Source organism: Bradyrhizobium sp. Mp19, assembly GCF_029952935.1.
GTDB classification, from domain to species: domain Bacteria; phylum Pseudomonadota; class Alphaproteobacteria; order Rhizobiales; family Xanthobacteraceae; genus Bradyrhizobium; species Bradyrhizobium elkanii.
This window is the reverse complement of record NZ_JASAUT010000029.1, coordinates 18143-41061: the sequence shown is the minus strand read 5'-3', so window position 1 is coordinate 41061 and position 22919 is coordinate 18143. Positions and strand designations below refer to the sequence as shown.

Annotated in this window: 20 protein-coding genes; 9 read left to right on the top strand and 11 right to left on the bottom strand. The window is 65.7% G+C overall.

The annotated features are described in order from the left end of the window. Positions 1-49: 49 nt before the first annotated feature. The 3 genes from QJT82_RS27455 to QJT82_RS27445 all read right to left on the bottom strand — a co-directional run bounded on the left by QJT82_RS27455 (position 50) and on the right by QJT82_RS27445 (position 5444). Positions 50-1849, bottom strand: coding sequence for an ABC transporter ATP-binding protein (locus QJT82_RS27455; protein ID WP_028342206.1), 1800 nt, complete (start codon positions 1847-1849; stop codon positions 50-52). 505 nt (positions 1850-2354) lie between these two features. Continuing rightward, positions 2355-3944: a DHA2 family efflux MFS transporter permease subunit gene (locus tag QJT82_RS27450; protein ID WP_028342207.1), complete on the bottom strand. Its 1590-nt coding sequence runs from the start codon at positions 3942-3944 to the stop codon at positions 2355-2357. 213 nt (positions 3945-4157) lie between these two features. Then, positions 4158-5444, bottom strand: coding sequence for an HlyD family secretion protein (locus tag QJT82_RS27445; RefSeq protein WP_028342208.1), 1287 nt, complete (start codon positions 5442-5444; stop codon positions 4158-4160). Between the two features lie 188 nt (positions 5445-5632). Between QJT82_RS27445 and QJT82_RS27440 the strand changes: the two genes are divergently transcribed. From QJT82_RS27440 to QJT82_RS27430, 3 genes are all read left to right on the top strand, one after another. After that, complete coding sequence (locus QJT82_RS27440; protein ID WP_028342209.1) at positions 5633-6277, top strand: TetR/AcrR family transcriptional regulator; 645 nt, start codon at positions 5633-5635, stop codon at positions 6275-6277. A gap of 138 nt (positions 6278-6415) precedes the next feature. Beyond that, the gene (locus tag QJT82_RS27435; protein WP_028342210.1) at positions 6416-7486 is read left to right on the top strand and encodes a helix-turn-helix transcriptional regulator; all 1071 of its coding nucleotides are present in this window, start codon (positions 6416-6418) and stop codon (positions 7484-7486) included. A gap of 138 nt (positions 7487-7624) precedes the next feature. Then, positions 7625-8467 carry a GNAT family N-acetyltransferase gene (locus tag QJT82_RS27430; protein WP_028342211.1) on the top strand — a complete coding sequence of 281 codons (843 nt, stop codon included), beginning with the start codon at positions 7625-7627 and terminating at the stop codon, positions 8465-8467. A gap of 336 nt (positions 8468-8803) precedes the next feature. On the opposite strand, the gene QJT82_RS27425 is transcribed toward QJT82_RS27430, so the two are convergent. Further along, positions 8804-11476, bottom strand: a complete 2673-nt coding sequence (locus QJT82_RS27425) for an alpha/beta hydrolase fold domain-containing protein (RefSeq protein ID WP_028342212.1) — start codon at positions 11474-11476, stop codon at positions 8804-8806. A 397-nt stretch (positions 11477-11873) separates the two neighbouring features. Here QJT82_RS27425 and QJT82_RS27420 point away from each other — a divergent pair, with 397 nt between their 5' ends. Further along, a complete protein-coding gene (locus tag QJT82_RS27420; RefSeq protein WP_028342213.1) occupies positions 11874-12362 on the top strand; it encodes a twin-arginine translocation pathway signal in 489 nt (162 codons plus the stop codon). 20 nt (positions 12363-12382) lie between these two features. After that, positions 12383-12994: a ferric reductase-like transmembrane domain-containing protein gene (locus QJT82_RS27415; RefSeq protein WP_028342214.1), complete on the top strand. Its 612-nt coding sequence runs from the start codon at positions 12383-12385 to the stop codon at positions 12992-12994. A 122-nt stretch (positions 12995-13116) separates the two neighbouring features. Here the strand turns inward: QJT82_RS27415 and QJT82_RS27410 are convergent, their stop codons facing one another. After that, positions 13117-13821, bottom strand: coding sequence for an SDR family oxidoreductase (locus tag QJT82_RS27410; protein WP_028342215.1), 705 nt, complete (start codon positions 13819-13821; stop codon positions 13117-13119). A 140-nt stretch (positions 13822-13961) separates the two neighbouring features. Between QJT82_RS27410 and QJT82_RS27405 the strand changes: the two genes are divergently transcribed. Beyond that, a complete protein-coding gene (locus tag QJT82_RS27405; RefSeq protein ID WP_028342216.1) occupies positions 13962-14780 on the top strand; it encodes an extracellular solute-binding protein in 819 nt (272 codons plus the stop codon). On the opposite strand, the gene QJT82_RS27400 is transcribed toward QJT82_RS27405, so the two are convergent. From QJT82_RS27400 to QJT82_RS27390, 3 genes are all read right to left on the bottom strand, one after another. Then, positions 14754-15452 carry an ABC transporter permease gene (locus QJT82_RS27400; RefSeq protein WP_016845814.1) on the bottom strand — a complete coding sequence of 233 codons (699 nt, stop codon included), beginning with the start codon at positions 15450-15452 and terminating at the stop codon, positions 14754-14756. The two genes, QJT82_RS27405 and QJT82_RS27400, sit on opposite strands and share 27 nt — an antisense overlap. A gap of 75 nt (positions 15453-15527) precedes the next feature. After that, positions 15528-15905, bottom strand: coding sequence for a response regulator (locus QJT82_RS27395; RefSeq protein WP_016845813.1), 378 nt, complete (start codon positions 15903-15905; stop codon positions 15528-15530). 113 nt (positions 15906-16018) lie between these two features. Next, positions 16019-17254 (bottom strand): extensin family protein, encoded by a 1236-nt coding sequence (locus QJT82_RS27390; protein ID WP_028342217.1) that lies wholly within the window; start codon positions 17252-17254, stop codon positions 16019-16021. A 919-nt stretch (positions 17255-18173) separates the two neighbouring features. Here QJT82_RS27390 and QJT82_RS27385 point away from each other — a divergent pair. The 3 genes from QJT82_RS27385 to QJT82_RS27375 all read left to right on the top strand — a co-directional run bounded on the left by QJT82_RS27385 (position 18174) and on the right by QJT82_RS27375 (position 20966). Beyond that, complete coding sequence (locus QJT82_RS27385; RefSeq protein WP_028342218.1) at positions 18174-18788, top strand: septation protein IspZ; 615 nt, start codon at positions 18174-18176, stop codon at positions 18786-18788. Between the two features lie 72 nt (positions 18789-18860). After that, positions 18861-19256, top strand: coding sequence for a hypothetical protein (locus tag QJT82_RS27380; protein ID WP_028342219.1), 396 nt, complete (start codon positions 18861-18863; stop codon positions 19254-19256). A 153-nt stretch (positions 19257-19409) separates the two neighbouring features. Continuing rightward, positions 19410-20966, top strand: a complete 1557-nt coding sequence (locus tag QJT82_RS27375; RefSeq protein ID WP_028342220.1) for a FecR domain-containing protein — start codon at positions 19410-19412, stop codon at positions 20964-20966. Between the two features lie 92 nt (positions 20967-21058). Here the strand turns inward: QJT82_RS27375 and QJT82_RS27370 are convergent, their stop codons facing one another. From QJT82_RS27370 to QJT82_RS27360, 3 genes are all read right to left on the bottom strand, one after another. Continuing rightward, positions 21059-21886, bottom strand: coding sequence for a class I SAM-dependent methyltransferase (locus QJT82_RS27370; protein ID WP_028342221.1), 828 nt, complete (start codon positions 21884-21886; stop codon positions 21059-21061). Positions 21887-22002: 116 nt separating this feature from the next. Next, positions 22003-22413 carry a hypothetical protein gene (locus tag QJT82_RS27365; RefSeq protein ID WP_155258608.1) on the bottom strand — a complete coding sequence of 137 codons (411 nt, stop codon included), beginning with the start codon at positions 22411-22413 and terminating at the stop codon, positions 22003-22005. A 78-nt stretch (positions 22414-22491) separates the two neighbouring features. Next, complete coding sequence (locus QJT82_RS27360) at positions 22492-22797, bottom strand: nickel-binding protein (RefSeq protein WP_028332582.1); 306 nt, start codon at positions 22795-22797, stop codon at positions 22492-22494. Positions 22798-22919 lie beyond the last annotated feature (122 nt).

The following is a 22919-nucleotide window of genomic DNA, read 5'->3' as shown; positions in this document are numbered from 1 at the left end:
CGTCGGTTCTGATCCAATCAGAACCGACGCTCCAGCCACGCGTCATCGCTCACTCAGCCGCGGCCTGGCCGAACTCGGTCGCCTGGCGCTCGAACAGGCCGCGATAGATGCCGCCGGGACGCGCGGCCAGCACCTCGTGCGTGCCCTGCTCGACGATCTCGCCGCGGTCGAACACCAGGATGCGATCCATGCTGCGCACCGTTGAGAGACGGTGCGCGATCACGATCGAGGTCCGCCCCTTCATCAGCCGTTCCATCGCCTGCTGGATCAGCGCCTCGGATTCCGAATCGAGGCTCGAGGTCGCCTCGTCCAGGATCAGGATCGGCGCATCCGCCAGGAAGGCGCGCGCCAGCGCCACGCGCTGCCGCTCGCCGCCCGACAGCTTGACGCCGCGCTCGCCCACCAGCGTGCCGTAGCCCTTCGGCAGCCGCATGATGAAGTCGTGCGCATTGGCAAGCCGCGCCGCCTGCTCGATCGCCTCCATGCCGGCGCCCGGCCGGCCATAGGCGATGTTCTCCGCCAGCGTGCGGTGGAACAGGATCGGCTCCTGCTGCACGATCGCGATCTGGCTGCGCAGCGATTGCTGCGTCGGCCTGGCGATGTCCTGACCGTCGATCAGGATCCGGCCAGCGGAGACGTCGTAGAGCCGCTGCACCAGCTTGACGAAGGTCGTCTTGCCGGAGCCGGAGCGCCCGACCAGGCCGACCCGCTCGCCGGCGTCGATGTCGACCGACAGCCCGTCATAGAGCGGCCGGCGATGGCCGCCATAGTGGAACGTGACGTCGTCGAACACGATGCGGCCGCCCTGGATGTCGATCGTCCCAGCGTCATCCGCATCGACAATGCCGAGCGGCTCGCCATGGATCTGCACCAGTTCCTCCATGTCGTTCACCGAACGCTGCAAATTGTTGATGTGCATGCCGACATCCCGCAAGTACGCGTGGATGATGTAGTAGCTGGTCAGCACATAGGTGACGTCGCCCGGCGTGGCGCGGCCCTGCGCCCACAGCAGGATCGCACCGCCGATCACCGAGGCGCGGAAGCACAGCAGCACCACGAGCTGCGCCGTCGAGGTGTGGTTGTAGCGGAACCAGGTCCGCCGCACCCGCCGGCGCCAGCGGCTGATGACGCCATCGAGCCGCATGTCCTCGCGCGTCTCCGCACCGAACGACTTCACCACCGCGTTGCAGGTCAAGGCGTCGGCCAGCGTGCCGCCGACCTTGGTGTCCCACGCATTGGAAACGCGCGCGGCAGGCGCCACGTAGCGCACCTGGAACACCATGGTCATCGCGACATAGATCACCGAGCCAACCGCGATCACCGCGCCGAGCTGCGGCCAATGCACGCCGAGCAGGATCATCGAGCCGACCAGCACCACGGCCGACGGCAGCAGCGCCATCAGGATGGTGTCGTTGAGCAAATCGAGCGCCCACATGCCGCGCGTGATCTTGCGCACGGTGGAGCCGGCGAACGAATTGGCGTGCCAGTCGGTGGAGAAGCGCTGCACCCGCATGAAGGCCTGCTGCCCGACATCGGACATCGTCTTCAGCGTGAACGGCACGATGGTCTGGATACCGACCAGCCGCAGCACCAGCGACAGCGCGCCGAGGCCGACGATGGCGCCGAACGCCAGCATCGCCGCATGGCGCGCGGCGGCATCGGTGGCGCCCGCGGTCAGCGCGTCGACCAGATGGCCGGAAAACACCGGCATGAACAGGTCGGCCGCGGTTGCGCCGAGGAATCCCGCCGTCACCGCGGAGGCACGGAGCGGCTGTTCCAGCCAATGGCGGAAGACAAAGGGAAGCACGATCCGGATCGCAGCCGGCCGCTGGGTCGTCAGAGAGGTCATGGCACATTCCGGCCACGCTTTTGCAGCGCGTGCCGGCTCCATCTGAGGCGACGTGCGGACGGAATCCGACCGCGAGCGCCGCTGGAAATTGTCGATAAATCGTTGGGAAGTTTTGCTGATCGGGGATCAGGCCCGATCAGCGCCGGGAGCTAACGCGTAAAGGCGTCCAGCACCGTCGAACGCGGGCGCGCGATCTGCGAAATAAGCGACTTCATGCGCATCTCCCCGGTTCGAGTAAGGAAGCGCTGCTTATAAATGCATCACGCGCGATTGGCAAGGTAACTTCGGCGTGAGTGCGTCAATGTGTCGACGATATCAGCTATTCACGCGACCGGGCGCAGCCCGCGCGCGAATCCGATGCGCTCAGCCCGCGACAGCGGCACACTTTCGTAGCCCGGATGAGCGAAGCGATATCCGGGGCCGCGTCACGTTTGGTGATGAACTGCTGAGATCGGTCCCGCATGTCGCTTCGCTCATGCGGGCTACGAAGAACAAATGACACCACCTAATGCGCGTCGCCGCCGCTCGCGGTCATCGACGGCGGCTTGTTGACGAACAGCACCAGAAGGCTGAGCGCGACATAGAACAGCGACAGCATGAAGAAAGCGTCGCCATAGCCCATCACCGCGGCTTGGCGGTGCACGATCTGAGAAAGCTGCTTCATCGCCATGATGGCGGAATCGCCCATGCCCTGCATGCGCTGGGTGAACATGTTGAGGGTCTCGACCGCGGTGGTGTTACCCCAGGTTACGCGGTCATGCAGCCGCGAGATGTGCAGATCGGTGCGGTCGTTGAGCACCTGGTTGATGACGGCGAGCCCCACCGCGCCGCCGAGGTTGCGCATCAGGTTGAACAGGCCGGAGGCGTTCTTGACGCGGTCCTGCGGCAATGTCGCGAGCGCGATGTTGTTGGTCGGCACCATCGCGCACATCATGCCGATGCCGCGCAGGATCTGCGGCAGCAGCAGCTCGTAGAAATCATAGTCGCGGGTGATCCAGGTCATCTGCCAGGAGCCGAGCGCGAAGGTCACGAGACCGAAGGCGATGATATAGCGCAAATCGACCTTCTGCATCAGCCGCCCGACCACGGGCGCCATGAAGAACATGGTGACGCCGGAGACGAACATGGTCTCGCCGATCATCAGCGCGCTGTAGCCGCGGATCTCGGCGAGATAGCGCGGATAGACGTAAGTCAGGCCGTAGAGCCCGATGCCGATGCAGAACTGCAGCACGCAGCCGACCGCGAAGTTGCGGTTGGAGAAGGCGTAGAGATCGACGATCGGCTCCTCCGCGGTCAGGACGCGCCAGAAGAACGCGACCGCCGAGACGAAGCCGATCGCGGCGCAGACCGCGACCGAGGTGTCCTGCAGCCACTCATACTGCGGACCTTCCTCCAGCACATATTCGAGCGAGCCGAGGAAGCCGGCCATGAAGATCAGGCCCCACCAGTCGAAGCGCTCGAGCAGCGCGAAGTTCGGCTGGTCGAAATCGACCAGTGCCAGCACGCCCGCCGTGATGATGACGCCAGGCACGATGTTGATAAAGAACAGCCAGTGCCACGACATCAGATCGGTGATGTAGCCGCCGACCGTCGGTCCAACCGTCGGCGCAAGCGTCGCGACGAGGCCGATGATCGGCGCCACGATGTGGAACTTGGTGCGCGGGAAGATTGTGTAGGCCGAGGCGAACACCGTCGGGATCATGCCGGCGCCAAGAAAGCCCTGCAGCGCGCGCCACAGGATCATCTGCTCGATCGAGGAGGCGAAGCCGCACAGCAGGCTCGAGGCGGTGAAGCCGAACGCCGAGATCGCAAACAACAGCCTTGTGCCGAGCGCGCGCGACAGGAATCCGGACAAGGGAATCGCGATCACTTCGGCGATCAGATAGGCGGTCTGCACCCACGACACTTCGGTCGAAGAGGCCGACAGGCCGGCCTGGATCTCGGACAGCGAGGCCGAGACGATCTGGATGTCCAGGATCGACATGAACATGCCGAACACCATGATGATGAAGGCAACCACCCGTTTCGGCTGGAGGCGCTCCGACTCCGAGGCGCCGGTCATCATCGAGGGCGAAGCAGTGGTCGTATCGGCCATGGGCTATGAGCTCGCTGCTTCCTAACACCTCTCCCCGTTGGGGAGAGGTCGCGCCGAAGGCGCGGGTGAGGGCCGCAGGTCCCACGAGAGGCCGGAACCCCTCACCCGGATTGCATCTGGCGATGCAATCCGACCTCTCCCACAAGGGGAGAGGTGGACAGTTGATGCGGCAATTCTCCGATCAGACGTCATATGCCGCCTGCTCTCAAGACATCACTGCGGATGGATCATCATCGGCGCGTCGAGATCGGTTTCGGCATCGGCATCCGCCGCGCCCTCGCGGGTGTCGACGGTGGTGTAGACCGACATGCCGGCGCGCAAGAGGCCCTGCCTGGCGACGCTGGCAGGCACGCGGATGCGGACCGGCAGGCGCTGCACGATCTTGGTGAAGTTGCCGGTGGCGTTGTCGGGCGGCAGCAGCGTGAACACCGAGCCAGCCGCCGGCGAAATGCTGTCGACGAGGCCGGTGAACTTGCGGAAGCCGTAGGCGTCGACCTTGATCGTCACGCGCTGCCCGGTGCGGATGCGCTTGAGCTGGGTCTCCTTATAGTTGGCGTCAATGTAGACGCCGTCGAGCGGCACCACGTTGCCGAGCCGCTGACCGACATTGATATAGTCGCCGGTGTTGACCAGGCGGTTGGAGAAGGTGCCGTCGACCGGCGCACGGACATTGGTGAATTCGAGATCGCGCTCGGCCTTGGCGAGCTGGGTCTGCAATTCGGCGAGCTGGGCGCGGGCCTCGGCCTGCTGCGCCTTGGTCACCTCGACATTGTCCTTGGCGGCATCATAGGCCGCCTGCGCGGATCGCACGCTGGCCGCGCCCTGGTCGCGGCCGGCCTCCGAGACTTCGAAGGTGGCGCGCGAGGCAAAACCCTTGGTGCTGAGCGCCTGCTGGCGGTCGAAATCGAGATCGGCGCGCTTCAGGCCGGCTTGCGCCGACACGAGTTGCGCCTGAGCCTGCTCGACCGAACTCACCGCCGCCGCAACCTGGCGGCCGATGCGCTCGATCGTCGCCTGCTGGGTCGCGATCCGGGTGCGCGCGGCGTCGACCGCGATACGGTAGTCGCCGTCATCGATCCGGAAGATCACGTTGCCCGCGCGCACCAGCGCGTTGTCGCCGGGCAGGATCGCCGCGATATGCCCCGCGACGCGCGCGCCGAGCATGGAGTTGTTGGCGCGGACATAGGCATCGTCGGTCGAGACGTAGAAGCGCCCGACCATCAGATAATAGGCGGCATAGCTTGCGGCGGCGAGCGCGAGCAGGCCGACCACGCCCATCATCACGAATTTGCGCTTGCCGGATTTCGGCGCTGGCGCCGCAGCGGGCGAAGCCGCCGGCTGCTCGGGCGCAGAAGCGGGCGGCGCCTCCGCGGGACGCTTGGCTTCATCAGCACGGCTCTGCTCGCCGACATCGGCGGATGCATCGCGCGCGACCGCGTCCTCGGCCATCTCAGGCTCGGAACGAACAATGCGTGCAGCCTGGTCCCGTGCTGCGGCCATAGCCGAGGCTCCCCACAAAAATTCTTGACGCGCGCGATGGCGGAATAAGGGTCGTGCGGCGCATCGTCACTCCTGAGATACCATTGACCGAACGGTTCGGTCAATCTATATTCCGCCTGTTAGATTATAAAGCTTCGATTCTTCCCTTTCCTACTCTGGGTTGAGTTCTTTCCCGAGAAGCTAAATCAATGGTTGCAGCGCCCCGAACCTCCCTCCAGTCCGTCGGCGAGGAGGAATCGTCGAAACGCCGCCAGATCCTGGACGGCGCCCGCAAGGTGTTCCTGGAGCTCGGCTTTGACGGCGCGAGCATGGGCGAGATCGCGCGCGCCGCCGGCGTCTCCAAAGGCACACTCTACGTCTATTTCCCCGACAAGGCCGGGCTGTTCGCGGCGATCGTCGAGGAGGAAAAGCTCGAGCAGGGCAAGGTCGTCTTCAATTTCGATCCGGCGCGCGACGTCGACACCACCCTTCCCGAATTCGGCCGCGCCTATGTCGCGGTGTTGTGCCGGCCCGGCGGCGGCTCGGCGATCCGCACCGTGATGGCGATCGCCGAGCGGATGCCCGAGCTCGGCAGCCGGTTCTACACCCACGTCATCGCCCACACCGTCGACCGCTTCGCCGCCTATCTCGAGGCGCGCGCCGCGCTCGGCGAGCTCGTGATCGACGACTACCAGCTCGCGGCCTGGCAGTTCATGCAGATGTGCCAGGCGACGCTGTTTCAGGCGTTCATCTTCCAGGCCAGGCCGTCGCCCTCGCCGGAGCGGATCGCAACCGTCGTCGACAGCGCGACGCGCGTGTTCTTCGCGGCGTACCGGCCGAAGCAGGCGGATTGATCCCCGGCCGTCGCAAGACCGGCGAGTGATGATCCAATCCGACTATTTCTTTTGGAAGGACCGCAACTTGGCGCTTGTCGCGCGACGCCACCTCGCGCGACAATTCCCTGCATGAACGGGGATATCGACCCAGACCAAATGTCCAGCGTGATGGCGCGGCTGGGGGACGCAGTGGTCGACCCGACGGCGTGGACCGACATCATGACGTCGATCTGCGAAGTGGTGGGCGCAACCGGCGCCGTGCTGCTGCAAAGCGACGTGCGGACACCGGACGTGCCGCGCACGGCGTCGACCGAAGAGATGGTGCAGCTCTACTTCGCACACAACTGGCATGAGCAGGATTCGCGCGCGCCAGGCGTTCCGCGAGCAATGGCCGGCGAAGTGATCACCGATCAGGACTTGCTGACGCCCGAGCAGATCCGGTCGGATCCGATGTACAATGAGGTGCTGTATCCGTTCGGCTTCAAATGGTTCGCCGGCATCGGCTTCTGGGCCGACAGCGCACCGTGGGTGCTGACGTTGCAGCGCACCGGACAGGAGGGACTTTTCGAGACACGCGAGACGCGGCTACTGGCGCAACTGGGGCCGCGCCTGACGGAGACAGCGACACTGTCGACCGTGGTCGGCCGCATCGCGCTCGCCTCCATGACCGGTATCCTCGATCGGGTGCGGCAGCCGGCCGCCGTACTCGACCGCGCCGGCCTCGTGATCGATCACAACGCAGCCGCCGATGCCGGCTTCGATGCGGACATCAGGATCAGGGATCGCCGGCTGATCGTGCGCGACAGAGCGGCACAGGCGCGGTTTGATCAAGTCGTCGATCTGATCCGCGCCGCACCCGAACGCGCGGCACTGCCAATCGAGCCAATCCTGATCCGCCGTACGCACAAGGGTCCGGTGGTCTTGCGCGTGTTGCCGGTCGACGGTGCGGCACGCAACGTCTTCCTCGGCGCGCGGGCGATGCTGGTCTTCGTCAATCTGACGCCACGCGCGATGCCGGAGCCCGGCTTGATCGCGCAGGCATTCGACCTCACGCCGGCAGAAGCGCGGCTGGTGGCGCTGCTCGCGGGCGGCCTCTCGATCGCCGACGCGGCCGAACGGCTCGGAATCGTTCGTGACACGGCACGCAACCAGTTGAAGTCGGCCTTCGCCAAAACCGGCACGCACCGCCAGCCCGAACTGGTCAGCCTCGTCCTGCAGATCGCCTGAGCATGGCGCCGCACCTTGCACGGACCTGTTGGCGGCCTCCTCAGCATGACGGACGCAGATTCCTTAGGCCCCAAAGGGATTGCTCTCCCGCCATCGATGTGCACGATCAACAACACCGGCGAGAAGAGATCATCGGCCATGAACGAAATCATCATACGCACGATGCAGCCCGACGAGATCGCGCTCGCGATCGACTGGGCCGCCGCGGAGGGATGGAATCCCGGTCTCGCCGATGCGGCCTGCTTTGCCGCCGAGGACCCGCAGGGCTTCTTCATCGGCGAGCTCGATGGCGAGCCTGCCGCGGTGATTTCCTGCGTCAATTACGGCACGCAATTTTCCTTCCTCGGCTTCTACATCGTGCGCCCGGACCTGCGCGGCCGCGGCCACGGCCTGAAGATCTGGAATGCGGCCATCGCGCATGCGCGCCCGCGCGTGATCGGGCTCGATGGTGTGGTGGCGCAGCAGGCGAACTACCAGAAGTCCGGCTTCGCGCTCGCTTACGCCAATGTGCGCTATGGCGGCACGGTCACCGCGGTGCCTGCGCCGAGCGACAGTACGGTCGCGCTGACCGATCTACCGATGGCGCTGATCGAGGCGGATGATGCCACGGTGTTTCCGGCCCCGCGCCCCGCCTTCCTGCGCGCCTGGATCAATACATCAGGACATGTCGGGCGCGCGCTGATGCGCGACGGCAGGCTGGCCGGCTGGGGCGTGATCCGCCCCTGCCGGACCGGCCGCAAGATCGGCCCGCTCGTTGCCGATGACGGTGCCGGCGCCGAGGCCATCCTGTCGGCATTGCTCGCGAGCGCAGGCGGCGGCGAGATCTTCCTCGACGTCCCCGCGATCAACCGCGACGCCGTCGCCTTGGCGCAAAACCTCGGGCTGTCACCGGTGTTCGAGACCGCGCGGATGTATACCGGCGCGATCCCGCCATTGCGGATTGATCGCGTGTTCGGCGTCACGACGTTCGAGCTCGGTTAGCGCAGGATGAAGTCAGGTTGAAAGGTCTCGCAGCAGACTGCTGCACCTCCCCCGCAAGCGCAGGGCTATCGCATATGGCTATTGGCCATAACGACGTGGAAACGTCGGTTACGGAAGCACGCAAATGCCATATGCACGCTGAGGCGAGCGTGCGTCCGCATGATTTCGGCATATTAGAAATATATCCGTGAGTTGCCCGACGCGTCAAGTGGCTTGGTCGAACGCCTGCCACCGCCGGCTCCTTTGCATGGGGTTGTTTTCGATATTTTCGCAACGCGCCTCCCCCGCAAGTGCCCGCAAGCGGGAGAGGGAGCGCGGCTGCAATTCAAACCCGATCTAATTCGCCGCCGCGTTGACCTCCGGCGCGGCGACGTTGTCCTGCTCGACCTCCTCGGGCAGGCCGGCGAAGCGCCGCAGCGCCTTCGCCATCTTCACGCGGCCGGCAACGCCGGTGATGATGACGTCGACCATCACGAACGACGAGTGGAAGTGGCCCTGCGCCTTGAGCTGCTCGACCTTGACGCCGGCCTTGGCGAGCGCGTCGCCATAGGCGATGCCCTCGTCGCGCAGCGGGTCGAACTCGCTGGTCGCGATGAACGCCGGCGGCAGGCCTTCGAGCTTGCCGCGCAGCGGCGCGACGCGCGGGTCGGTGCGGTCGGCCGGCGAGCAGTACAGGTCCCAGAACCAGTACATCAGCCCGCGGGTCAGGAAATAGCCGGCCGCGTTGTCGATATAGGACGGCCGGTCGAATGTGGAGTCGGTGACCGGACAGATCAGGAGCTGGCCCGCGATCTCAGGCCCGCCGCGATCGCGCGCGAGCTGGCAGGTGACGGCCGCGATGTTGCCGCCGGCGCTCCAGCCAGCGACCAGCAGCGGCCCTGCCCTGCCGCCGAGCTCGGCGCTATGGGCCGCGATCCAGCGCGCCGCCGCATAGCCGTCCTCGGCCGCGGCCGGGAAGCGATGCTCGGGCGCATGGCGATAGCCGACGCTGACGATGATCATGCCGGTGCGCCGGCACAGGTCGCGGCAGAACGGATCGTCCGACATCTCGTCGCCGAGCACCCAGCCGCCGCCGTGGAAATACACCACGATCGGATGCGGGCCCGGCGTCGCCGGCCGGTAGAGCTTGTACGGCAGCGGACCGTCCGCGCCCTGCAGCATGCCGCTGCCGACCTCGCCGACCGGGCGGCCGGCAGGACGGCCCTTGTTGAACTCGGTGAGGAAGTCGCGCGCGCCCTGCGCCCCCATCGTCTCGAGCGGCGGCAGGTTCATCTCGCCGAGCAGATTCAGCACCAGCCGCACGTCCGGCTGCAGGCGCACGATCTCGCCGTCATTGCATTGCTCGGCAACGCCGGGACCCGAGAGCTTGAAGCCGAGCATGCCGCGGCCGACCACCTCGTTGCAGATGCTGCGATACGGGCCGACGCCGCCGGTATAAGGCATCACGCCCTGCGGCTTGCCGGGCACGTTGGCGCCTGTGTACCAGGTGTTGGCGAGCCGATGCAGCGTCAGCGTCGCGCAATCGGCCATGTGGCGTTCCCAGCCGGCCTGCGCGGTGTCGGTTGCTTCCATCGTGGTGAAGCCGGCGTCGCGCAGCGCGGCGATGCGGTCGACCACCCAGTCGACATGCTGCTCGATCGAGACCGCCATGTTCGAGAGCACCGACGGGCTGCCGGGACCGGTGATCATGAACAGATTGGGGAAGCCCGCGACGGTGACGCCGAGATAGGTCTGCGGTCCATGCGCCCAGACATCCGACAACGACTTGCCGCCACGGCCGGAGATCGGATGCACCGCCATGATCGCGCCGGTCATCGCGTCGAAGCCGGTGGCGAACACGATGACGTCGACATCGAACTTGCGTCCGTTGGTGAAGATGCCGCTGGCGGTGATCCCCTTGATCGGCTCCTGCCGCAGATTCACCAGCGTCACGTTCGGACGGTTGTAGGTCGCGTAGTAATTGGTATCGAGGCAGGGACGCTTGGCGCCGAACGGATGATCGTGCGGGGCGAGCGCCGCCGCCGTCTCGGGATCCTTGACCACGGCGCCGATCTTCTCGCGGATCAGATCGGCGACCAGTCTGTTGCCGTCGACATCGACCGCCTGGTCGGCCCAGAGCTGGGTCAGGATGTGGACGAGGTCGCCCGCCGCCCACGCCTTCTCGAACCGCTCGCGGCGTTCGGCGTCGCTCAATTGCCAGCTCACCACGGTCTGCTGCGGATAGGGCACGCCGGCCATCGACTGGCGCGCCTGCTCGCGATAGGCGGCGCGGTCGCTCTCGAAATACGTCTTGCGATCCTCCGGCGCCGGGCCGTTGCCCGCAGGCAATGCGAAATTCGGCGTGCGCTGGAACACGGTGAGTTGCGCGGCCTGCTCGGCGATCAAAGGAATCGACTGAATGCCCGACGATCCGGTGCCGATCACGGCAACGCGCTTGCCCTTGAGATCGACGCCCTGATGCGGCCAGCGGCCGGTGAAATAAATCTCGCCCTTGAAATCCTTGACGCCGTCGATCTCCGGCGGCTTCGGCGAGGACAGGCAGCCGGTCGCCATGATGTAGTAGCGGCACGCGACGTTGGCGCCGTTGTTGGTCGAGATCTGCCAGCGCGAGGTCGCATCATTCCAGGTCGCCTGCGTGACCTTGGTGCCGAACCTGATGTCGCGACGCAGATCGTAGCGGTCGGCGACGAAGCCGAGATAGCGCAGGATTTCCGGCTGGGTGGCGTATTTCTCCGACCAGGTCCAGGCCTGATCGAGCTCGGGATCGAAGGTGTAGCTGTAGTCGATAGTCTGGATGTCGCAGCGCGCGCCGGGATAACGATTCCAGTACCAGGTGCCGCCGACGTCGGCGCCCTCTTCGAGCGCAACCGCCGAGAAGCCCGCCTTGCGCAATCGATGCAGCAGGTAAAGTCCGGCGAAGCCGGCGCCGACCACCGCAACGTCGACTTGCTGCGTGGTTCCGCTCTGCGTGGAGTCTGAAGCGCGTGCTGCAACTGCTGCGTCTGGCATGCCATTCCTCCCGTATGTTTTGATTTGACGGAAGGCTAGCCCTGCGCTTTCAGTTTGTCATCACGACAAACGCAATCAGAGGTCGCCGCAATTATGACGCGCGCGGCCTGGAGCGCGCCGCGCAGCGCGTAGACGCAAGTGGTGTTGCTGCGGGCTCGGGCACATGACGGAAGGTCGACGCCGCATTCCATCACTGCGCGCGAACCGACGCAATCCCACCGCACCGCATATACGGAGGCATCGATTTGCTTCGCCAATGACGCGGGTCGAGCGGCCGCCACGCCCATTCACAACTCTGCGACCTATCGCGCCCTCCGCGTCCCTCAGCTGGGCACCTCGCGGCTGTTGTTGTAGCTTGGACGGAGCAATTGCACGGTCGCCAGGAGGAAGAATCCACATGACCACCGTCGTGTTCAACCGTCGCATCCTGCTCGCCGCTGGCGGCTCCGCCCTGGCAATCGGGGTTGCCGGGCTGCTGCTACCCGCCCGCGCTGAAGGCCTCGCACCGACAGACTCGATGGCGGGCGGGTCGAACAACTACCGTAAGGGTGCGCCGATCGTGGATCGGATCGGCAAAGGCGGCTTCTGGATGAGCGGCACCGTACGCCGCGCCGGCGACGGGGCTCCGCTTGCCGGGCAGCGCATCCAGATTTGGGCGCACACGACCGAAGGGCAGGAGCACGAGCCGCAGAGCCATGGCGCCACGCTTACCGACAAGGACGGGGCGTTTCGTCTCGAGATCCCGCAGATCATTCCGATCTTCGGCCAACCGCATGGTCACCTCGCCTATGACAGCGGTGAATTCAAAACCGTCTTTCTGCGTCCCGTGATGCGGAGCGCAAAAGATACCAGCCTTGAGGCGCATTTCGTGCTTCAACCGGCCTGACTGGGTTGGGATCAAACAGGATGAGACTGGCCCGGGCGACCCTGATCTGGGCCGCCCTTGTGGCCGCCGTTTGCGTGCCGATCGCCGCGGCAGCGGCGAGCCCACTGCTCGCATGGCGCGGTCCGGTCTACATCCTGGCGGGATTCGCAGGGATTATCGCGCTGGGTCTTGCGCTCGTTCAGCCCTTGCTGATTGGCGGATACTTGCCGGGACTGGCCGCTTATCGCGGACGGCGAGCACACCACTGGATTGGAGGCGCGCTGGTCGCGGCGGTGGTGATCCATGTCGCCGGCCTTTGGATCACTAGTCCGCCGGACATGATCGACGCCCTGCTCTTCTCATCGCCGACGCCGTTCTCCCCATGGGGTGTGATCGCCATGTGGGCCATCTTCGCCGTCGCGCTGTTGGCGGCACTGCGCCGGCGATTGCGACTGCGACCGCGAACATGGCGCCTTGCCCATATGTCGCTTGCGGTGATCATCGTCGCAGGCAGCGTGATCCATGGCATGCTGGTCGAGGGGACGATGGAGACGGTGTCGAAGGCTGCGCTGTGCGCACTGGTGCTGGGCGCGAGCATAAAGGTCATGGCTGACTTGCGGGTATGGCGAAAGCGCGCGACGTCGCGCACTTAGCGATCTCGCGCCGTTTCTTGGATTGCGTCGCAACACTCTTCCGGGCCATCATCTTCTACACCCTGGGCGGCGATTTCAGCGCGACGCCGGCTAGCTTCACTTTCCGGTCGTTCGGCAAGTCCTCAAATCGACCGCATCAATCCGCCATCGACGCGGATGTTCTGGCCGGTGATGTAGCCCGCGCCGTCGGAGACGAGGAAGCTGATGGTTGCGGCGATCTCTTCCGCTTTGCCGTAGCGCTTCATCGGCACGCTGTGGCGGCGCTCGTCGGTTGCCGGCAGGCTGTCGATCCAGCCCGGCAGCACGTTGTTCATGCGCACATTGCTGGCGGCGTAGCTGTCGGTGAACAGTTTTGTGAACGCGGCGAGCCCGGCGCGGAACACCGCCGAGGTCGGAAACATCGCGCTCGGCTCGAACGCCCAGGCGGTGGAGATGTTGACGATCGCGCCCGACTTCTGCGCTTGCATGTGAGGCGCGACGAGACGCGTCGGGCGGATCACGTTCATCAGATAGACGTCGAGACCGGTGTGCCACTGCTCGTCGGTCAATTCGAGCACGCCGGCGCGCGGGCCGTGGCCGGCGCTGTTGACCAGCGCATCGATGCGGCCCCAGCGCGCCACCACGCCGTCGACGGCGCGCTTCAGATCATCGTTGGAACGGTTCGAACCGGTGAAGCCGAGGCCGCCGAGCTCCTTCGCCAGCGCCTCGCCCTTGCCCGACGACGACAGGATCGCAACGCGGAAACCATCGGCCGCGAGGCGCCGCGCCGCCGCCGCTCCCATGCCGCTGCCGCCTGCGGTAACGAGCGCGACCTTCTCTGCTGCCATGATCCGATATCCCTTCTTCATGCTTCGTTCGGGGCGACCCTAACACCGCCGATCGCAGCGCGCGACATCGCGCCTGCTTTGCGTCACCGGACGAAATGCGGCAAGGTGACCGACATCATTCTCCGGTAAGCAGTATTCACATGACATCGTTCGTTCGAAACCTCCTCATCGCCGCCGCGCTGTTGTTCGCCGGTCCCACGCTCGCGCAGCCTCGGTCCATCATCGTGGCCTCGACGACATCGACCGAGCAGTCCGGCCTGTTCGGCTATCTGCTGCCGCGCTTCTCGGAAGCCTCGGGCATTGCCGTGAAGGTGGTCGCGGTCGGCACCGGACAGGCGCTCGACATCGGACGGCGCGGCGATGCCGACGTCGTGTTCGTGCATGATCGCGTGGCCGAGGAGAAGTTCCTGGCCGAGGGCTTTGCGACCAGGCGATATGACGTGATGTACAATGATTTCGTCATCGTCGGCCCGAAGGCCGATCCGGCGCATATCGCCGGCGACAAGGATGTCGCGGACGCCCTGCGCAAGATCGCCGCGACCAAATCGGCCTTCATCTCGCGCGGCGACCACTCCGGCACGCACGAGGCCGAGCTGCGACTCTGGAAAGCGGCCGGCGTCGATCTCGGCTCGGCGAAAGGCCAATGGTATCGCGAGATCGGCCAAGGCATGGGTCCGGCGCTCAACATGGCGTCGGCGTCGAATGCCTATGTGCTGTCCGACCGCGGCACCTGGCTGTCGTTCAAGAACCGCGGCGAGCTCGCCGTGCTGACCGAAGGCGACCGGCGGCTGTTCAATCAGTACGGCGTGATGCTGGTCAATCCGGCGAAGCATCCGACGGTGAAGGCGGCGGACGGCCAGGCCTTCATCGACTGGCTGGTCTCGCAGGCCGGGCAGTCGGCCATCGCCGGCTACAAGGTCGGCGGCGAACAGCTATTTTTCCCCAACGCCGCGCACTAGCAGAAACGCGATCGTGCTGACGCTGACGCTCAGCGCAAGCAGGATGACGCCGAGCCCGAGACCGAGCGCCAGCTCGCCCTTGCTGGTCTCGAGCGCAATCGCGGTCGTCATCGTTCGCGTATAGCCGCTGATATTGCCGCCCACGATGATGATGGCGCCGACCTCCGCGATGGCGCGGCCGAACGCGGCGAGGAATGCGGTGAGCAGCGAGGCGCGGCCGAGCGAGAACACCAGCGCAAGGCTGCGCAGACGGGACAGGCCGTCGGTGCGGATCAGGTCGGCATATTCCGCCCACAACAGCGCGACCGGACGATGCACCAGCGCAACCACGATCGGCGTCGCCAGGATGACCTGCGCCACCACCATCGCCGTCGGCGTGAACAACAACCCGGCGAAGCCCAGCGGTCCGGATCGCGACAGCAGAAGGTAAAGCCCGAGGCCGACCACGACCGGCGGCAGGCCGAGACAGGCATTGGCGAGCACGATCACCACCTGCCGTCCGCGAAATCTCGATATCGCAAGCCAGCCGCCGATCGGCGCGCCGATCAGCAGCGCGAGCAGGCTCGCCAGCAGGCTGACACGCAACGACAATGCGACGATCCCAAGCAGGACCGGATCGCGACCGGCTATCAGGGAAGCTGCCGCCGTGATCGACTGTGCGAAGTCATTCATGCCGGCCTGGAAGACACGTTTGCCCCGTACAACCTCCGCATCGCCGATTTCGCGGGGGCGATCAATCGCTGAGGCCTACGCGGCATTCTCAAGCAGCTTCGCCACGGCCGCAACCAGTTCATCCGGCGAGAACGGCTTGTTCAGCAGCACGCTGTCCGGCACGCCCCTGGTCGGCCACTCATCGCCGCCGCCGCCGGTGATGTAGAGCACCGGGAACGACGGATCGATCTCGCGCGCGCCGCGCGCCACACGCCAGCCGTCGAGCCGGCCGAGCAGGCGAATGTCGGTGACCAGTGCACTGTATTTGGTGCGGAACGCCTTCAGCAACGTCAGGGCTTCCTCGCCCGAACCTGCGATCGCCGGCTCATAGCCGCCGTCCCTCAGGGCGTCCTCCACCATCATCTGAAGATCACGATCGTCTTCGATGACGAGAATGATCGGCGCGTCTTGCAAAGCTATCCCCCAAACAATCGGCCGGGTGCGCCCGACTCAGCGAGCATATGCAACAAAAGTGGCTACCGTTTGCACGGTGTCACCCAGTAAAAATACGGGTATCAGACGCGCCCCTATTCGTCGGCGAATTCGTCTTCTTCGTTGATCCCCGCCTTACCCCGCGGGGCCGGCTTTCTGCCGCCGAGCGATCCTGTGACATAAGGTTCGCGCGTTGCATAGGGGTTACGGCCGCCGGCGCGCGCCGCGACCTCCTCGCCCGAGACGGCGGCGGGCTGGCAGATCAGGCGCCGGCTGGCCCGGCGCATCAGATCCACATGGATGTGGTCGTAGTGATAGACGTTGGACCCCGGCGCCAGCACCGTGGTGAATTGCTGGCAGGCGGCGGCCTGGACATCGCGCAGAAAGCCTTGCTCTTCCGGCAGACCCTTCCAGCCATCCTTCACGGTGATGCGGCGCCCGTCGGCCAGCGTGAAAGCTGCGATGTCGAGCGCATTGCCGAAGGCGTGCTCGGAAATATGCGCGTGCGAATTGCCGTTCATGCCGCGGCAGGAATAGGCCGAGATCTGCTTGATCTCGACGACACGCGCGCCGAACCAGCGCTGCGCCGCCGGCTGCACGGAATCGGCGAACCAGCGCTCGAGCGCCGAGACGATCGGACACGCCAGCGTTGCCGCCGGCTTCACTGCGACCGGGCCGACCGTCACCACCGGATTGCCGCTCGAGGGACCGAGCCGCGGCGGCGGTGGCGCGCCGGGCGGCTGCTGGGAATACGGTGCCGGTGAATAGGGCGCGGCCGCGCTGTCGCGCTGCGGATTGGAAGGCAGGCCCGGATAATAAGGTCGCTCGCCCCTGGCGTCGGGCGAGCCATCCGGCGGCAAATCGATCTCGTCCTGCTGCGGCGGAACGCCGGGCGCCGACAGCGAGACCGGCCCGTTCTGACGGCTGCCATAGCTCGGCTCATTGCCATAGCTCGGCTGGCCGACGGCCTGATTGGAATACGGCGCCTGCACGGGCGGCGGAGACGGCTGGCGGTTGATCGGCCAGCGCGGCTGGTTGCCGACTGATGCCGGCGGCCGCAGGCTGTCGTCGGCAAATCCGTAAGCTGAGCTGGCTTCACCGAGCGCGGCGACCTTGAGCGGGAACTCGGCGCCGCAGACGCCGGGACCGGAGATCGGATCAATGCGGACGAGGTCGGCACTCTCCTTGACCGCGCCCGACTTCAGGCATGCGGCCTCGGCCTCGGCCCGCCACGGTTCGCGCTCGGCAGTCTGAAACAGACCGCGACCGCAACCAGCAAGCGACACAAGGACAAGGGAGCCGACGAGATACAAACGAACTCCACGCGTCATGGCGCGGAGGTTCTGCGAATTTGATTAAAGACTCTTCAACGCATTTCGATGCGTTGTTTTCAGCTGTCCTTAACCATGCGACGGAACCCGAGGGACTGCGATCGTGTCGCGTCGCGCGCGTCCTTCAGCGGCGCTACCGCTGCGGAGTGGGATGAAGGCCTTCGTTCCCCTTGGCGATTGAGGATGCGTCGGCGCTTCGACATCGCGTGCCGGCAAGCTCCATCAGCTCAAGGTAGTGGCTAAACATAGTGCGCGATGATCCGCCCCAACCGAAATATCGAAAACAACTCCATGCAAAGTAGCATCCAACCCGGGGCGGTGGACAACATCCGGACCGGTGACACGTCGATACTCGCGATGCTTCAGAATATATTTGCGCGCACTTCAACCACTTGATTTGGCGTCCGTTTGCCGCACACCGCAATGCGGCATCGCCCCGGAACTGAAGGCCCGACAGCACGGCTGACTTTTTCGGCCGGGAACCAGTTGCTAGCCTCGGCGTTAATGCGGGCAGCGTTGTGAACCGAGGGAGTTTCCCCAATGGATTTCGCGAGTCCTCTGCTGAGCAAGCTGAGCATTGTGGCCGCGTACATCGCGCTAGCCTTCGTCGGCGCCATTATTCTCGGCGTGTTCTAGAACATTCGACCAGGCATGAGTTCAGCGCCCGGCGGCCGCTCCCGCCGGGCGCTTTGCTGTTTTGCGTTCACTCCGGCCGCAACTACGACTCGACGATCGCGATGAGGGGCTCGCATGCGATGCGCGTGCAGGGCTGCGCCGTGCAATGGCGGGTCGAGTTTTGCCAGTCGCCCTTCAGGTAATGGCTTGTATCTGCCCGGCGGTCGCTTCATGTGGATCGCCGGACCCGCTATAAGAGCCGCATTGTCGAGAATGGATTGAACCTGCGGGCGACTGGCAATCAATGAAGCACTTCTTCACCGCGGCAAGGCTGCTGGCGCTCGACCTGGCGTCGACGCTTGTCTTTCTGGTTCTGTTCCTGCTGACGCACAACACCGCGCTTGCGGTCGGCCTCGGCATCGCGTTCGGCGTCGTGCAGATCGGCGTCCAGATGGTGCGCGGCAAGCGGATCGACACCATGGAGTGGCTCAGCCTGTTCCTGGTCGTCGCCGCCGGCACCGCCACGCTGCTGACCCATGACCCGCGCTTCGTGCTGTTCAAGCCGAGCGTGATCTACGCGATCGTCGGCGTTGTGATGCTGAAGCCCGGCTGGCTCAACCGCTACCTGCCCGAGATCGCACAGAAAGTCGTGCCCGATGTCGCCGTCAAGGTCGGCTATGCCTGGGCCGCCCTGATGTTCGCCTCCGCCGGTGTGAACGCCTTCGTCGCGCTGACCTGCGAGATCACGACATGGGCCGTCGTGATGCCGATCTTCGGCATCGTGAGCAAGATCGTGGTGTTCCTCGGCGGCTTTGCCGCGCTCCGCCTGATCGCGAGGCGCCGCATCCGCGCCATGCCGGAGGCTCAGCGCGAGGCCGTGCTCGCGCTCGAAGGGGCACCGGCGCCCGCAGCGCCGTAATCCCCGATCGGGATGCGGTTGACGAAACAAACGGCCCGCGCGACGAAACCATTTTGCCCTGGCGACGAAGAATTGCCGAAACCAAGCCTGCCTAGTGATGGCTTCGACAATGCGCTGCTTCGGCGCGATCACAAGGGGGACATGATGGCTTTCACCGCTTCCGCGCTTCGTCACGGCAAACTGTTGGCGGCGACCGCGTTCACGCTCGGTCTGCTGAGCTCGGCGTCCTATGCCTACACCGACGAGCAGCAGCAGATGTGCACCAGCGACGCCATGCGGCTGTGCAGCTCGGAAATTCCCGACGTCGATCGCGTCACCGCCTGCATGATCCGCCAGCGCGCGCTGCTCAGCGACGGCTGCAAGGCGGTGTTCCACTACGTGCCGGCGGCGGCTGCACAACCCGCGAGCTACGCGCCCGCGGCCAAGCCGGCGAAACCGCTCAATATCACTCCTCACAAGCGCGGCTAAACAAAACCCCAACAGCGACCAGGCACCGCGCTTCCGGCAACGGAGCGCGGTGCTTGATCGTTTCGGTTCGTCATGACAACAAGGCGGGACCGTTCATCCGGCATTCAGCCTGACGCGGCTCAATTGCCGTGCCCACTGCCTCCCCGGGAATCGATGGTGATGCGCCGCAGCTTTCTCTTTGCGCTTCTGCTTGGCGCCGGCGTCACGATCGGTTGGCAACCAACGGCCAATGGCGCGCCGGACCTGACGCAACTCGCACAAGCGCAGCCTGCACAGGCGCCCGCCCCGGCGCCGAGTACGACGCCGGCTACGCCTGCTCCTGCAACACCCGCGCCTGCAACGCCGCCGCCGGCCGCGAATGCGCAGCCCGCGGCGCCCGAGCCGATCGGCAACGTGGCAACACTGACAGGAGCCGCGACCGTCACGCGCAACAACACGGCGACGCCGCTGCAGATCCGCGACGACATCTTTGCCAATGACGAGGTCGCGACATCAGCGACCTCCTCGCTCGGCATCACCTTCAACGACGGCACCACCTTCAACCTGCGCGCCAATGCCAGGATCACGATCGACAACTATGTCTATGAGGACGGCGGCCAGCAGAACAGTGCGCTGTTCAACGTCACCAAGGGAACGGCGGCCTTCGTCGCCGCCGCGGTCGCCAAGACCGGCGACATGAAGATCTCGACCCCGACCGCGACGCTCGGCATCCGCGGCACCACCGGCCTCGTCGAGGTGCCCGAAGGCGCCACCGCGACAAGCAGGAATGTCGGCATCAAGCTCTATCCCGACGCCGACGGACATGTCGGCCGCATCGAGGTTAACGACCGCAGTGGCGCTTCGCTCGGCGTGCTAACGCGCGGCGCGAGCGGCTTTGCGATTCGTCCGGGCACCGGCGGCGCCCGCTTCGCCGCGGTGCCGCTGACGATCTCGCCGCAACAGATCACGCGCGACCAGGGCTTTGTGCGCCAGGTCCATAGCGCGCAGACACTGGGCCGTCAGGTCGTGACCGAGCAGCGCGACTTCCGCCGCGCCAATCCCGATTTCCGCAGGGCCAATCCGGCCGCGCCCTATCCGAACCGCGGCCAGCCGGTGCAGCCGAACCCGCAGCGGCAGAACGGCCTGCCGGGCCAGAACCGCAACGCCCCGCAGCAGCCGGGTCAGCAGAATCGTCCGGGCCAGCCGAACCGACCCGGCCAGCAACCGGGCGCGCCTGGCCGGCAAGGCTCGCAGCAGCCCGGCACGCAGCAGCAAGGCGGCGCCCAGCATGCGCTGCCCGGCCAACCCGGCGGCGCGACGCTGCCGCACGCGCCCGGCGTCCAAACGCCAGCCGGACAACAGCCGGCGGGACAACAGCCAACGCGCCAAGCCCCCACGCAAGAGCCCACGCGCCAAGGCGGCGCGACGCAACCCGGACAACAATCGCCGGCACGGCAAGGCGGCGGCCCGCAGCCCGGCCGCACACAGGCCCCGGGCGGCGTGCGCCAGCCAGGACCACCAGCGGCCCAGCCGGGCGCGCCGCGCCAAGGCACCGCGCAGCCTGTGCCGCAAGCGCCCGGCCAGACGCGACCCGGCATCCAGCAGGCAGTACCGGGCGCGCGTCCGGGCATGCAACGGCCCGCGGTGCAGGCGCGTCCAGGCTTCCAGCAACGGCGCGCGCCGCCTCCGCCGCGCGGCGCGAAGCCTCCGCCCAGGGACAAGCGTCAGTAACCGAGCGATCGCATCAATGTCGATCAAACGTGCGAATGGCGCCGGCGAGAACGCCGGCGCCACGCGCAGATCGACCAATGGCGAGCGGCAGATCAGCCGCGTCTGGTGATCACAGCCTCCAGATACTCACCTGGGATCACCAGCGTGCCGTCCCTGGCGATATTGAACTGGTCCATCAGGCCGAACATGTCGGCGGCGAGCAATTGCTGCTTGACCGGATCGATCGCCCCGAATGCCTTCAGCACCGGACCGTAATAGGTGCGAAAGATCTCGAGGAAATGCTCGCGCGACCTGTAACGGAAATTGAAGTGCCTGCGCTTGGCATCAAGCGTCGCCTGCGCGCCGAACAAGGCACCGAGATGCGCCTCGGTGCCCCACAGCGCGGGAGATTTCACGCCCGGCGCCGGCGGCACATATTTGCCGATGGTCTTGAACACCTGGCCGATGAACCCTTCCGGCGTCCAGCTCGCAAGTCCGATCTTGCCGCCGATGCGGCAGACGCGGCGCAATTCGTTTGCCGCCTGCTGCTGATCGGCGGTGAACATGACACCGAAGGTCGACAGCACGACGTCGAAGCTGGCGTCGGCAAACGGCAGCTTCTCCGCATCCGCCTCTTGGAACGTGACGGGCAGACGCTCCGCGGCCGCCCGCTCGCGACCACGCTCGAGCAACGCCGCGACGTAGTCGGTCGAGACCACGTCGGCAAAGCGCCGCGCCGCGGCCAGCGTCGCGTTGCCGTTGCCGGCGGCGACGTCGAGCACCATTTGATTGCTGCGCAGGTCGACTGCCTCGCAGAGCGTCTCGCCGACGATCTGGAGCGTGGTGCCGACGATCGCGTAGTCGCCCGAACTCCAGGTGGCTTGCTGGCGCGCCTTGACGGCGGCGAGATCGACAGTCGGCATTTCGGTCTGAACGTTCATGTGCATCTCCTTTGAAATGTGATGCGGCTCGTGGCGAGGCCGCCGGCCTCGCCGAGAGTCCGCAAATTGCGCCAAAACGGCGTCGAGCAGTGCAATGACTTCAAATGTGCTGCGCGCTACGTGCGGCGGTCGAGCAGGACTGGGATGGTCGATGCGGTAACTATGCTCCAATCCGAGCGATGCCTGCAGCCGTGGCTGCTACGCTGAGTCGAGGTGGCCTGCTGTGCCGAAGCTGCACGATGCTCCCGAACGACAGGTTCCTCCGCTCGGGTGAACACGGGTGAGGACAAACCCGCGATCACCAGCCCGAGCAGTGCGCTTCGCACGACCGGCCCCGAGCAGCGGCTGCCGGCGCCCTTCGGCTGACGGCCGCCGGCCTCGCGCGGCATCAGGCGACTGGCCTGCCGCTCGCGATGTGCGAGCATGCCTGCGACCGATTGATTGACGATCCGGCGGATCCGCAAAAGCAGGAAGGAAAAATGCCTTCGTACCGGACTTGAAATGGATTCCATGAATGAAATCGACATAATCGTTTCCTTGATCGAAGTGTGATGGCGTCCCGGATCAGGTTTGGCCGGGATACGCCATGCGACGCCGCGCAGGCGTCATTCGGCTGCAATGGGCGGTTGGACCGGATCACCACGCACGACCACGGTTGCCGCCACCTTGTAGAATTCCTCGCCCGGCATGCCGACGCAGCGCGCATGCTCCCGGATCGAGTCACCGTCACGCGCCTCGTATATGCAGAATGTGCCGATGCGACCATCCGCCTCATGCACCACATAGCTGCGGATCCAGCGGACGCGGTCCGGCATCTGCTCGTCGCCGATCCTGGCGGACGTTGCGCCGGCGAGTTCCAGCTCGCTCATGTTCGCCCAGGCGCTCGGACGGCGAATGACATAGAGTTCCATCGAAATCTCCTCGGTTGCGACTGTTGAACGGCAGGCTGCGCTCATGGCGAGCCATGATGAGCTATAGACGCCGTCGATGCCGACTGTCCTTACCGCGGACTGATCATTGCCTGATCTTTGTC

Excerpts from the sequence above, each read along its gene's own strand:
- QJT82_RS27455 (WP_028342206.1), bottom strand. The coding sequence starts at position 1,849 with ATGACCTCTCTGACGACCCAGCGGCCGGCTGCGATCCGGATCGTGCTT.
- QJT82_RS27450 (WP_028342207.1), bottom strand. The coding sequence starts at position 3,944 with ATGGCCGATACGACCACTGCTTCGCCCTCGATGATGACCGGCGCCTCG.
- QJT82_RS27445 (WP_028342208.1), bottom strand. The coding sequence starts at position 5,444 with ATGGCCGCAGCACGGGACCAGGCTGCACGCATTGTTCGTTCCGAGCCT.
- QJT82_RS27440 (WP_028342209.1), top strand. The coding sequence starts at position 5,633 with ATGGTTGCAGCGCCCCGAACCTCCCTCCAGTCCGTCGGCGAGGAGGAA.
- QJT82_RS27435 (WP_028342210.1), top strand. The coding sequence starts at position 6,416 with ATGTCCAGCGTGATGGCGCGGCTGGGGGACGCAGTGGTCGACCCGACG.
- QJT82_RS27430 (WP_028342211.1), top strand. The coding sequence starts at position 7,625 with ATGAACGAAATCATCATACGCACGATGCAGCCCGACGAGATCGCGCTC.
- QJT82_RS27425 (WP_028342212.1), bottom strand. The coding sequence starts at position 11,476 with ATGCCAGACGCAGCAGTTGCAGCACGCGCTTCAGACTCCACGCAGAGC.
- QJT82_RS27420 (WP_028342213.1), top strand. The coding sequence starts at position 11,874 with ATGACCACCGTCGTGTTCAACCGTCGCATCCTGCTCGCCGCTGGCGGC.
- QJT82_RS27415 (WP_028342214.1), top strand. The coding sequence starts at position 12,383 with ATGAGACTGGCCCGGGCGACCCTGATCTGGGCCGCCCTTGTGGCCGCC.
- QJT82_RS27410 (WP_028342215.1), bottom strand. The coding sequence starts at position 13,821 with ATGGCAGCAGAGAAGGTCGCGCTCGTTACCGCAGGCGGCAGCGGCATG.
- QJT82_RS27405 (WP_028342216.1), top strand. The coding sequence starts at position 13,962 with ATGACATCGTTCGTTCGAAACCTCCTCATCGCCGCCGCGCTGTTGTTC.
- QJT82_RS27400 (WP_016845814.1), bottom strand. The coding sequence starts at position 15,452 with ATGAATGACTTCGCACAGTCGATCACGGCGGCAGCTTCCCTGATAGCC.
- QJT82_RS27390 (WP_028342217.1), bottom strand. The coding sequence starts at position 17,254 with ATGACGCGTGGAGTTCGTTTGTATCTCGTCGGCTCCCTTGTCCTTGTG.
- QJT82_RS27385 (WP_028342218.1), top strand. The coding sequence starts at position 18,174 with ATGAAGCACTTCTTCACCGCGGCAAGGCTGCTGGCGCTCGACCTGGCG.
- QJT82_RS27375 (WP_028342220.1), top strand. The coding sequence starts at position 19,410 with ATGGTGATGCGCCGCAGCTTTCTCTTTGCGCTTCTGCTTGGCGCCGGC.
- QJT82_RS27370 (WP_028342221.1), bottom strand. The coding sequence starts at position 21,886 with ATGAACGTTCAGACCGAAATGCCGACTGTCGATCTCGCCGCCGTCAAG.
- QJT82_RS27365 (WP_155258608.1), bottom strand. The coding sequence starts at position 22,413 with ATGTCGATTTCATTCATGGAATCCATTTCAAGTCCGGTACGAAGGCAT.
- QJT82_RS27360 (WP_028332582.1), bottom strand. The coding sequence starts at position 22,797 with ATGGAACTCTATGTCATTCGCCGTCCGAGCGCCTGGGCGAACATGAGC.